Raw genomic sequence first — 11,330 nt, 5'->3', positions numbered from 1 at the left:
CCGTGACCACGATTCGTAGGGAAAACCAGAGGGCGAACCGTGCGCGCACAGTTCGCGCACGGTTCGCGCACAACGGGAGCGCGCTCGGGCGGATGAGGGGCCCGCATGCGCCGCGCCTCCTGCCAGTTCCGCGACACGACGTACGGCTACGTGCTGGGTGATGCGTTCGAGGTGAGGCGCTCGACGCGCGCCGGTGGAGCGGCGCCCTATCGATGCGTCGAGGGCCACGAGGCGGTGCGGGTGATCGACGCGCACGCGCACCGGATCCTCCCCGAGCTCCGAGCGCTGCTCGCGGAGATCGCGGGCTACGCCGGTGCGAGCCAGTACGACGACGCCGACGTGAAGCGCCTGGTGCGCTCGGAGGTCGGCTCGCTCGCGGGGCGTCTGGCGCTCGCGCGACGCGTGCAGCCGCGCATCGTGATCGTGGCCGGGCCGCGGGGGCCTTCCGAGCCGGCGGCGGTGCCGGAGCCCGAGCTCACGTGGCTCGATCTCGAGCTGCTCGACGAGGAAGGCGAGCCGATCGCCGACGCGCGATACGAGGTGACGCTGCCGAGTGGCGAAGTCCGCTCGGGCACGCTGGGCTCGAACGGTCGCGCGCGCGTCGACACGGGCACCGAGCGCGGGACTGCGCACGTGGTGTTCCCCGACCTCGAGGCCGAGCGCACCGTCGAGCGCGCGCACTGAGGAGGCACCATGTCCCGAACGCATTCGGTCGCACAGGGCGAGACGATCCAGCGCATCGCGAAGCAGCACGGGATCGCAAATTGGCGCGCCGTCTGGCAGCACCCGCACAACGCGGAGCTGCGGGCGCGCCGGCGAGATCCCAACGTGCTCGCGGTCGGCGACGAAGTGTTCGTGCCGGACCCCGAGCCCACGTCGTTCACAGCGGCGATCGGCGGGGCGCACCGATTCGTCGCGAGACGGCCGTCGACGGCGTTACGAGTCCATCTCCACGACGAGGGTCCGCATCGCGATCCGCTCGCGAACCTGCGCTTCCGGGTCGAGATTGCCGGTCGAACCCTCGAGGGGCGCACGACATCCGAAGGGCTCGTCGAGGTCTTCCTTCCGCACGACGTCGAGCACGAGAGCGAGGGAACGCTCTCGGTCTGGATGAGCGAGGAAGACGAGTCGCCGTTCGAGTGGGACCTGCAGATTGGTCATCTCGACCCCGTCGACAGCACGAGCGGCCTGTGGGCGCGCCTCGAGAACCTCGCGTTCGATTGCGGCGAGGACGACGACAGCGGCGGCGAATCGACCGATCGAGCGTTGGCGGCCTTCCAGGCCGCGCACGGCATCGATCCCGACGACGAGCGCGCGAGCGAGCGAGTCCGCGAGGCCCTCGTGCGACGCCACCGTAGCTGATGGGAGCTCCACATGCCTGGTGATGGAGAAGAGACGCGAGTTGCGCGAATCGCGCCGGAGAGTCCGAACCAGCTCGCCGTTCGCGACACGGTGAATGTGCTCGTGCTCATCGGAGGCACCACGGAGCCAGGGAATCTCGGCGGAGGCCATCGATCGGCGGGATACAGCAGGCCCGGTGTGGAGCGTGGAGATCCATCGTATTGGAGCCGACCCGAGGACGAGCTTCGCCGCGACGGGCTGACGGACTCCGAGCGTTGGTATTGGCAGGACAATCCCGGACTGCGCGCGGCCATCATGAGCCTGCATGATTCGTATACGAATCTGCACGTGTTCACCGCGCACGGATGGAGCGGCGACAACTCTCCTTACAATCGAGAGGTCGCCGGCAAGTACATCGCGGACCGCCTGTGCGGTGCAGAGGGAGAGCGCCCCTATTACGCAGGGTTTCTGTCTCGCGAGGTGCACTTCCACCTGCTCGGCCACTCGCACGGTGGGAACGTCATCAACGAGCTCTGTCGTGAGGCGGCGCGCGTCTGGCCGAGCCGATGGAAGATTCGCACCGTCGTCTATCTGTCGACACCGTTCTTCCAGCGCCTGCACCAGGTGGACACCGGTGCGTTCGATCCCGACTGCAAGATCATCAGCGCAACCGACGAATTCGACCTCACGCAGCGCGTGCTCGCGGACTTCAACCTTCTCCAGCTCAACAAGGTCCTGGAGCTCACCGGGTTCGCCGCCGTCGGCCGAGCCGTCAGCGCGGCGGCGAGCTCGTGCACGACCTCGTTCGCCGGTCTCGACGCGGATCTCCTGCCGATGCTCTCCTCCGTCCACGTGGTCGACACGGATACGGGCTGGGGTGTTTCGCCCGAGATCCGCTTCGACCCCACGCGCAGCGCGCGTGTCTACGGCCATCTCTTGGGCATCTTCACGCCCATCCGCGAGGTGCTCCGCCAGGTTCGCGTCGTCATCGATCAGCTGCAGCAGGGGATCGAATACCCCGCCTCCATCGAGTTCGTCGGTCGGGTCAGCCAAGGCCGCTCACTCATCAGTGAGTCTCTGCGGCGACGGTGGGACCATTTCATCAACGAGCTCGACGGATCGATCGCGACCACCGAGAGCGCGCTCGAGGCCCGGCGTGCGTCCGGTGTATTCGAGATCTCCGGCGTGTTGACTGATTTCGAGAGCCCGGCGTTCATGACGGTGTCGCGCGATCTCCGAGTCGGAGTGGGCGGTGGCGGCGTGCCCGTGCCGGGCAGTCTGACGAGTCCGTTCACAGACCTCCTCGTCGCGACGCTGCTCGAGCAGATCGATGTGTACGACGACACTCGAACGTCTCCCGACCGCCAGCTCGCGGGGACGCCGTTCGCGAGCAACATCGTCGAGCTCGACATCACACCCCACGACTCGTACCCCGCCCGAACGCCGTTCTCGTCGCGCGCCCGCGACTTCTTCGAGCGAGTCACGGCGATCGAGGCGCGATATCAGAGCCGTCGGGCGCCGGACGATCTCGTCGATCTGTTGCTCACCATGCTCGCCCAGCACGGTCCCGTCCGCGAGATGGTCGAGGAGTGGTGGCCGCTCCTCGACGAGCTCCGACGAGGGATCGACTGGATCTACGCGAACCTCCCGCCGTTCTTCTCCCCGGGCGGTCCGGGCTTCGGGGCGACGACGAACCTGCTCTCCGTGCTGCGCTCGATCGTGAATCTCGTCGACGTCGCATGGTTCTGGTGCACGCACCTCAGGGAGCGCGACGTCGGCGGAATTGCCGTCGACCCGCCCGAGAAGTCACCGTGGCGCAATCGCGCGAGCGACCCGTACATGGGCGAGCTCGCGTATCTCGCGCTGGTCTGTCACTCCCAGAGTCGATTCGACCTGTATCCGGAGATCAAGGAAGAGCTCGAGTCCCAGCTCACGACACGGCGCCGACGCGCAGCGGCTTCATCGCGATGAGCGGATGCATCGGCCATCGGAGCCGGCCCCGCAGACCCGGCCATCGGTCCAGGTCGCGCCCGTCAGGAGAGCATCTCCCTCGGGCAAGCGACCACTGAAACGAGCTCGCGAGAGCTGCGCGTCCTGGAGGTTCGCGCCTCGCAGATCGGTTCCCAGCAGCGTCGCCCGGTCGAGGGTGGCGTCGCGAAGATCGGCGTCGCTCAGGTCGGCTCCCGAGAGATGAGCGCCGGTGAGGTCGGCGCCGCGCAGATCCGCGCCGCGCAGCGAGCATCGCTCGAGCGTCGCGCCCGCGAGTCGCGCGCCACGCAGGTTCGCGTGCGCCAGATCCGTGCCGCCGTTCGCGACACCCATCGGTTGTCCCGGAGTCGTCCGATCCACGGCGCCATGCGGCCCCGTGAAGCGAACGTTCTCGAGGTTCGCGCCCTCGAGAACGGCCTCGGCCCAATCCGCAGCCTCGGCGTGGCGAATCGCTCGGAGGTCCACGCCGTCGAGACGAGCGTTGCGGAACACCGCGCTGTGCACGCTCGCGTCGCGAAGATTCGCGCCGCGGAAATCAGCTCCGGTGAAGTCCCCGCCGAGTGCCGTTTCGCTGAGATCCGCATCCCTCAGGTTCACGTCGCGCCCGTCGGCGTGCACGAAGATGGTGTCGTGGAATCGCCCGCCCGAGAGGTCGCTTCCGCGCAGCGTCGCGTACGTGAGATCGCAGTCCTCGCAGCGTCGGTCTCTCACCGCGCGTGCTGCGATGGGCGCGACGCGCTCGAGCATCTCTCGGTGCTCGCGCGCTCGGCGCATGTCGAGCGTCTCGTAGTCTGGGGGAGCGGGAGGCGCGGAGCACCCGACCGCGACCAGACACGTCAACAACCGAGCGATCCGATACGCGAGACTCGGTTCGAGCGGATTTCGAGCGGAACGTTCCATCTCACTACACCCGTGGGCGCAGAATCGACCGGTCATCGCCAGGATTGCGCGCGAGAGGTAACAGTCCCAGGTGCCGCGCAACGGGCGGCGGCCAGGGCCGACGGTTCCGGCGTGGATCTTCGTCGTGCGCGCTTCGAGGGTGCCGATGTGACCGGGGCAGTGTTCGCCAGAGACGGAGCACCAGGCGCTCGGCTGGAAGGTGCGATCTGGATCGACGGGCGGACTTGTGCCGTCGGCTCGGTGGGCACCTGCATCCGCTGATCTCGTCGAGCTCCTCCTCACGATGCTCGCTCGGCACGTTCACTGCCGACCGTCGCGGCATGCTTCGTCGTTCGTGGTTCCATCTCGGAACGACGGCCCTTTCATGGGCGCGCTCGCGTCTCTGTCTTGTCTGTCAGTCCCGCTGACCACGCTCGCGTAGACGAACTGCAGCTTCCTCATCGCGTCGAGCGGATGCAGCGTCCCTCCGAGCCGGCCTCGCACACTCGGCCGTCGGTCCAGGTCGCGCCCGTCAGGTGCGCGTGGCCCCGCTCGCCGCGATACGACCATTCGGCGCGCGAAACGCTCGCGCCCTCCAGGTTCACACCACGCAAGATCGCGCCGAGCAGGACGGCTCGATCGAGGGTTGCGCCGCGAAGGTCCGCGCCGCTGAGATCGGCTCCCGACAGCTGAGCGCCGGTGAGGTCGGCGCCGCGCAGATCCGCGCCGCGCAGCGAGCATCGCTCGAGCGTCGCGCCCGCGAGTCGCGCGCCACGCAGGTTCGCGTGCCCGAGATCCGTGCCGCCGTTCGCGACACCCATCGGCTGTCCCGGGGTCGTCCGATCCACGGCGCCATGCGGGCCGGTGAAGCGAACGTGCTCGAGGTTCGCGCCCTCGAGAACGGCCTCGGCCCAATCCGCAGCCTCGGCGTGGCGAATCCTTCGGAGGTCGACGCCATCGAGCCGAGCGTTGCGGAACACCGCGCTGTGAACACTCGCGTCGCGAAGATTCGCGCCGCGGAAATCAGCTCCGGTGAAGTCCCCGCCGAGTGCCGTCTCGCTGAGATCTGCATCCCTCAGGTTCACCTCGCGCCCGTCGGCGTGCACGAAGATGGTGTCGTGGAATCGCCCGCCCGAGAGGTCGCTCCCGCGCAGCGTCGCGTACGTGAGATCGCAGTCCTCGCAGGCGCGGTCTCGCACCGCCTGCGCTGCGATGGGCGCGACCCGCTCGAGCATCTCGCGGTGCTCGCGCGCTCGGCGCTGGTCGAGCGTCTCGTAATCCGATGGAGCCGATGCGGCACGGCAGGAGGCGAGGAGCAGCATCGCTGCGAGCGCAGCTTTGGTCCGACGCATGGTCACGAGAGGGAATCGGCCGGTCCTCGATGTCATTGCGCGGATCGCACCGAACGCGCCTCTCGACCGTCCGCGCTCGAGCAACGCCCGTCCGCGTGCGATCGACATTCGTGCATGGATGACGATGCTCTCGCGCGCTCGCTGCGACGTCTCGCGACCCCGAGCACGATCCTCGGAAGCTTCGGAATCGTCGTGTCGATCGGGCTCTGGCATCACGCGCAGGCGCTCGGGCCGGAGCCGGAGCTCCACTGCCGAGCGATGGCAGCTGCGGTCCCGGGAGCCCGTTGCTGTTGATCTGCCCGGTGCTCTGGTTCTTGGATCTCGTGGTCGCGCCGTTCGTGTACGCCACGTACGTCTTCGAGCACGCGGTCTGGCAGATCGAGAGGACGGCGTGGCTGCTCGCCGGGGCGATCAGTTTCGGCGTGTTCATCCCGAACGCGATCCTCCTCGTGATCGAGCTCGTGCGGAACGTCCGGCGCGCGAAGCGCTAGAGTCCGTCGACTGCGATGCCGTGCTTTCGCAGCAGGCGATAGAGCACGTATCGGTTCCTCAATCCGAGCTCCCGCGCGGCCTTCGTCACGCTTCCGCCGGCGCGCGCGATCGCGGCCTCGATCGCTTCGCGATCGGGCTCCTTCTCGTCGCCCGCCGGCTCGTTCCCGCGCTCCGGGGTCGCGAGGCGATCGACGAGGCTCGCCACGAGCTCGAGCTTGCCGGCGCGGCTCTCCGCCATCGCTTGCCACAAGAGCTGCTCGAGCTCGCGCACGTTGAGCTCGTAACGATGACGCAGCAGCGCGTCGACCAGCTCGATGCTCGGCTCGGGCGCCGGCACGCGCGTCTTCGTCGCGGCGATCGACACGAGGTGCCGCACGAGCAGCGGGACGTCGTCGGGCCGCGCGTCGAGCTGCGGGATCTCGAGCACGATGCCGAAGCGCGCGCGCACGTCGTGCTTGAGCTCGTCGCGCGCGCGGTTCGTCGCGCCGACGACGCGGATCGACGCGCGGCGGGGGCGCGCATCGCCGAGCCGCTGGTACTCGCCGTCGCGGTCGAGCACGCGGAGCAGGTGCGCCTGCGCGGTGCTCGGCATCTCGCCGATCTCGTCGAGGAAGAGCGTGCCCTTGTCGGCCTCGCCGACGAGCCCGGGGCGCTCCGCCATGCCGGGGTTCGGGTAGTTGCGCACGTTGCCGAAGAGCTCCGCGTCGACGAGGCCCTCGGGCAACGTGGCGGCGTTGCGTGCGACCAGCGGGCCCGACGCGCGCGACGAGAGCGCGTGGATCGCACGCGCGACGAGCTCCTTGCCGGTGCCGCTCGCACCGAGCAGCAGCACGTGCGCATCGGCGCGCGCCGCGAACGCGACGCGATCACGCAGCGTCCACGCCGCGACGCTCTCACCGACGAGCCCGAAGCGATCGGGCGCGCCGAACGCGAACGGGGACTCGTCCTCGCCCCACGCGCGCTGGGCGTCCATGCGGGTCGGCCGGCGCACCGCGAGCAGGAGCAGCTCGTCCGCGATGCGCACCGTGTCTCCCGGCACGATCTCGCGCTCGGTCGCCGGCTCGCTCGAGATCCACATCGGCGCGCGACCGATCGACGTGATCCGCAGCCCCTTCGCGGTGGGCTCGATGCGCAGCTGCTCGCGCGAGAGGCGCGGAGATGCGAGTGGCTCGCTCGGGCCGTCGCCCCACGGCCGCTGTCGCACGAAGCGCGCGCGCGGAGCGCCGTCGGCGGCGGGCGCGCTGCCGCGACCGAGCACGCACGCGCGCTCGATGCGCGCGACCTCGCCGACTCGATCGGGCTCGGCGCGCGACCACGCGATCACCAGCGCGTTGACCTCGCGCGGACCGCGCGCGGCGCGCGCGCCATGCAGCGAGAGCTCGAAATCCTCGGTGGGTGCGTCGTCGATCGTCTTCGGCATGCTGCGCGAGGCCGCAGGATAAGGCTCTCCGCGATGTTTGACACTGCGTGATCGCGCGCGCGACAAGCGATGCATGCAGCGCCTCGAGCCGCCCGCGCTCCCTCCGTCCGTGCGACGACTGGGATCGACCTTCCTGCTCGCGTCGTGGTCCGGACCCTCGTTGCACGTGATGGGCGACGGATCGCTCGCGACCGCGAGCATCTACGACGTGCGGATGTGGGATCTCGCGACCGAGCGCGAGCGTGCGCGGCTCGTGCCGGACAAGGGCGGGATCGGCGCGGTCGCGACCCACGGTGATCACCTCGCGGTCGCGCTCGATGCGGTGGCGATCGTGACGACGAGCGGCGAGGAGCTGCTGCGCATCGAGCGCGCGCCGTTGCCGCGCGCGCTGGCCCTCTCGGCGCGTTGGCTCGCGATGGGCGGCGGTGGCTACGGCAAGGACGCCGATCGCACGGTGCGCCTCGTCGATCGCACGACGGGCGTGATCGCCCACGAGCTCACGGGCTCGCGCGCCGAGGTGGTCGCGCTCGCGTTCTCACCCTCGGGTGATCGCGTCGCGAGCGGCGGCGACAAGAGCGCGCGCGTGTGGTCGCTCGGTGGCGCGAAGGTCGGCAAGCCGCTCGCGCTCGCCCACGAGGAGCCGGTGACCGGGGTGCGCTTCTCGGACGACGGCGCGACGCTCTACACGCGCACGCAGCACCGCATCACGGCGTGGGATCTCGCGTCGGGCGCAGAGCGCTGGCACCTCGAGCGCGTCGGTCATCGCAGCGCGTGCTTCACCGGGATCGCGATGCTGCCCGAGGGGCTCGTGGTCGCGTTCGATCGCACGCTGATGATCGTGCGCGACGGCGAGGTGATCGCCGAGCGCACGACCGATCAGCCGCTCGGGTCGGTCGCAGTCGCCGGGGAGACGATCTACGTCAGCGAGGCGTTCGGGCACCGAACGCGACGCGTCGCGCGCGAGACGCTCGAGCCCGCGAGGGCCCTCGAGGGGCCGGACGGGACCGTCGAGGACCTCGTGGTCTCGCCCGATGCGCGCACCGCGCTGGTGTGCGGTCGAGGCCCGCGCGTCGAGCTCTGGGATCTCGATCGCGCGATGCGAATCCGCGAGATCGTCGAGCCCCGAGCGTCTCGCGCGAGCACCGGGTGCTTCGTGCCCGGCGGGCACGTCGTGATCGCGTTCGGCACCGAGCTCGTGCGGTTCGATCCCAGCTCGCCCGAGCCGATCTGGCGCGCGCGACACGAGCACGGCTGGGAGATCACGCTGCTCGTCTCGAGCCGCGACGGCGCGCTGCTCGTCGCGTGTGATGCCGCGTCGCGACGCACGTACGGGCACGCGACGGTGCGCGATGCCGCGACGGGCGAGGAGCTCGCGACGCTGCAGCTCTCGTGGACGATCACCCACGCGCACGTCGCGGACGATGCGATCGTGCTGGTCGGTGGCGCGGGCGCGCTCACGCTCGATCTGCGCACGCGATCGGTCGTGAAGGAGCGTCGATTCGCGGAGAGCTGGCGCGGGGAGCACGGCATCCTCGGCGCGCGCGGAACGCTGTGGGTCGCGCTCGCGTCGAGCACGCACAAGGAGACGCGGTGGTCGATCCTCGACGTGGTGCGCGACGAAGTGCGAAGCACGATCGATCTCGGGGAGGGCGGCGCGCCCGCGGCGTTCACCGACGACGACGCGGTGCTGGTGAGCGCGCATCCGGGTGTGCTGCGCTATTGGGACGTGGCGACCGGTGCGCTGCTGGGCGAGCACGCGCTCTCGGGGATCGCCCCCGCGCTGGTGCGCACCGCGGGATCGTGTGACGTCGTCGCCGCGCGCGAAGGCGCGCTGGTGGTCGTCGAGCGACCTGCGCTGACGCGCTCCGTCGCGGCTCCGCGCGTGCACGACGAAGGTGCGTTGTGGAGCGCGCTCGCCGAGGCTCCGAGCGTCGAGGCGTGGGCTCGCGTGTGCGCGGCGCTCGACGGGATCGAGGTCGACGATGCAATCCTGACGCGCGTCGAGGACGCGCTCGAGGCATGGCCCGACGTGTTGCGACGCGCGCCGCCGACCTGGGTCGACGATGCGGTGTCGGGTCGCGCGCAGCCGCGCCTTCGCGTCGTGCGAACGCTGCGCACCAAGCACCTCCGCGGCGCGGGTGCGCGCGCGCTCGCCGCGCTCGCCGACCTTCGTCTCGTCATCTTCGACGTGAGCCAGGGCGAGCTCGACGACGACGATGCGGTCGCGCTGTGCGCGCGCTGGCCCGATCTGATCGAGCTGCGTCTCTACGCCGTCGGGCTCGGGCCCAAGGTCGCGAAGGCGATCGGCTCGATGCAGTGGACGCGCCTCGAGCGGCTCGATCTCGGAGGCAACCGCCTCAGCGGCACGTCGGTCGCGGGGATGCTCGGCTCGAAGCACCTCGCGCGGCTCCGCCACCTCGCGCTCGATCGCAACAAGAAGCTGGGGTCGCCCAAGCTCCACGACGCGTTCGTCGCCGCGACCCAGCTCGCAGGGCTCGAGTCGATCGACCTCGCGTACTCCGACGTGCCCGGCCTCGAGATGATCCTCGCGGCGACGCACCTCTCGCGCCTGCGCTCGCTCGTCCTCGAGGCGAAGGACACGACCGACGACGACCTCGCACGGCTCGCGAGCGCGCCGCACCTCGCCGGCCTCGAGCACCTCGCGATCGGCAGCGCGCGAAAGGTCGGGCCCGCCGGGATCCATGCGCTCGCCGCGTCGCCCCTCGCGCGCTCGCTCAAGACGCTCGTGCTCTACGGCGACGACGCGTCGCGTGATGCGATCGCTGCATCGCCCGAGCTGCGCGCCGCGCGCGAGGCGTACTCGGCGCGCTTGCGCGAGAGCTTCGCGCGCTGGGGCGCGATCTCCGAGCACGAGAAGATCGTCTGATCGCTCAGCGCTGCGAGCGGCGGAACTCGTCGGGCGTCTGGCCCGTCCACCGCTTGAACGCGCGATGGAAGTTGCTCGACTCGGAGAACCCGAGCAGGAACGCGACCTCGCCGATCGCCATCTCGCTCTGCACGAGCCAGCCCTGCGCGAGCTCGCGCCGCACGTCGTCGAGCACCTGGCGGAACGTCGTGCCCTCTTCGCCGAGGCGGCGCCGCAGGGTGCGCTCGCTCCAGCCGAGCCGGCGCGACACGTTCGTCTCGCTCACCTCGCCCGCGTGCAGCGCTTCGCTCACCGCGCGCCGCACGCGCGCGGTCGCGTCGGCGCGTGCGCCCATGCGGCGCAGCATCTCCTCGGCGTGTCGCTCGAAGAACGCCGAGAGGCTCGGATCGGCCTTCGCGAGCGGCAGATCGAGCATCGCGCGCGGGATGATCAGCTCGGTGCGCGGCGCGCCGAAGCGCACGCTGCATCCGAAGAGCTGCTCGTGCGGTCGCGTGTCCGTGGGCGCGCCGTGGGTGAACGAGACCTGCGAGGGCGACCACGTGCGCCCGCCGTTCTCGTGCCCGATCAGCATGCGCACCGTGATGACGATCTTCGCCATCGTCGACTCGCCCGAGAGCTCGCGACCGAGCCGGCGCGGTGCGGTCTGGTGCAGCGTGAGACGTGCTTCTTCGGCCTGCTGCTCGAGCGTCAGCGTCTCGCCCTGGAGGAAGAGCGAGAGGAAGCGCGCGAGGCGATCGAGGGCCTCGCGCACCGTCGCTGCGGTCATGCACGTGTAGCCGAGGACGCTGAATTTCGCGGGATCGGAGTCCTCCGCGACGCGCAGCGGCAGCGCGCGGTCGCCGCACTCCTCGATCGCCGTCTCCCACAGCTGATGGTGCGTGGGCAGTGGAATGTGCGCTTCGGGGTCTTTCAGGCGATCGGGGGTGAGCCCGACTCGCTCGAGGATGCGCGCACGGTCTGCGCCCAACTT

General features: G+C 70.2%; 9 protein-coding genes. 5 read left to right on the top strand and 4 right to left on the bottom strand.

Going from position 1 to position 11,330, the window contains the following annotated elements; all coding sequences use genetic code 11:
• Positions 1–105: 105 nt before the first annotated feature.
• From I5071_RS29010 to I5071_RS29000, 3 genes are read left to right on the top strand one after another with little or no spacing between them, the layout of a single operon-like run.
• Entirely contained in the window at positions 106–684 is a 579-nt protein-coding gene (locus tag I5071_RS29010; protein WP_236516427.1) for a hypothetical protein, read from the top strand.
• 9 nt (positions 685–693) lie between these two features.
• The gene (locus tag I5071_RS29005) at positions 694–1,362 is read left to right on the top strand and encodes a hypothetical protein (protein ID WP_236516425.1); all 669 of its coding nucleotides are present in this window, start codon (positions 694–696) and stop codon (positions 1,360–1,362) included.
• Between the two features lie 12 nt (positions 1,363–1,374).
• Entirely contained in the window at positions 1,375–3,312 is a 1,938-nt protein-coding gene (locus I5071_RS29000) for a hypothetical protein (protein ID WP_236516424.1), read from the top strand.
• On the opposite strand, the gene I5071_RS28995 is transcribed toward I5071_RS29000, so the two are convergent.
• Together I5071_RS28995 and I5071_RS28990 are read right to left on the bottom strand one after the other, a co-directional pair.
• On the bottom strand, positions 3,301–4,077 hold the full coding sequence (locus I5071_RS28995; protein WP_236516422.1) for a pentapeptide repeat-containing protein: 777 nt from the start codon (positions 4,075–4,077) through the stop codon (positions 3,301–3,303). The two genes, I5071_RS29000 and I5071_RS28995, sit on opposite strands and share 12 nt — an antisense overlap.
• A 590-nt stretch (positions 4,078–4,667) precedes the next feature.
• Positions 4,668–5,315, bottom strand: a complete 648-nt coding sequence (locus I5071_RS28990) for a pentapeptide repeat-containing protein (RefSeq protein ID WP_236516420.1) — start codon at positions 5,313–5,315, stop codon at positions 4,668–4,670.
• A 548-nt stretch (positions 5,316–5,863) separates the two neighbouring features.
• Between I5071_RS28990 and I5071_RS28985 the strand changes: the two genes are divergently transcribed.
• Positions 5,864–6,052 carry a hypothetical protein gene (locus I5071_RS28985; protein WP_236516419.1) on the top strand — a complete coding sequence of 63 codons (189 nt, stop codon included), beginning with the start codon at positions 5,864–5,866 and terminating at the stop codon, positions 6,050–6,052.
• Here the strand turns inward: I5071_RS28985 and I5071_RS28980 are convergent.
• On the bottom strand, positions 6,049–7,473 hold the full coding sequence (locus I5071_RS28980; RefSeq protein ID WP_236516417.1) for a sigma 54-interacting transcriptional regulator: 1,425 nt from the start codon (positions 7,471–7,473) through the stop codon (positions 6,049–6,051). The two genes, I5071_RS28985 and I5071_RS28980, sit on opposite strands and share 4 nt — an antisense overlap.
• A gap of 73 nt (positions 7,474–7,546) precedes the next feature.
• Between I5071_RS28980 and I5071_RS28975 the strand changes: the two genes are divergently transcribed.
• Positions 7,547–10,360: a hypothetical protein gene (locus I5071_RS28975; protein ID WP_236516415.1), complete on the top strand. Its 2,814-nt coding sequence runs from the start codon at positions 7,547–7,549 to the stop codon at positions 10,358–10,360.
• Between the two features lie 4 nt (positions 10,361–10,364).
• Here I5071_RS28975 and I5071_RS28970 read toward each other — a convergent pair whose 3' ends face one another.
• Complete coding sequence (locus tag I5071_RS28970; protein ID WP_236516414.1) at positions 10,365–11,327, bottom strand: AraC family transcriptional regulator; 963 nt, start codon at positions 11,325–11,327, stop codon at positions 10,365–10,367.
• Positions 11,328–11,330 lie beyond the last annotated feature (3 nt).

The organism is Sandaracinus amylolyticus, from assembly GCF_021631985.1.
In the GTDB taxonomy this organism is placed as follows: domain Bacteria; phylum Myxococcota_A; class Polyangia; order Polyangiales; family Sandaracinaceae; genus Sandaracinus; species Sandaracinus amylolyticus_A.
Note: the sequence above shows the minus strand (reverse complement) of the source record. Positions and strands in the feature narration are given on the sequence as shown.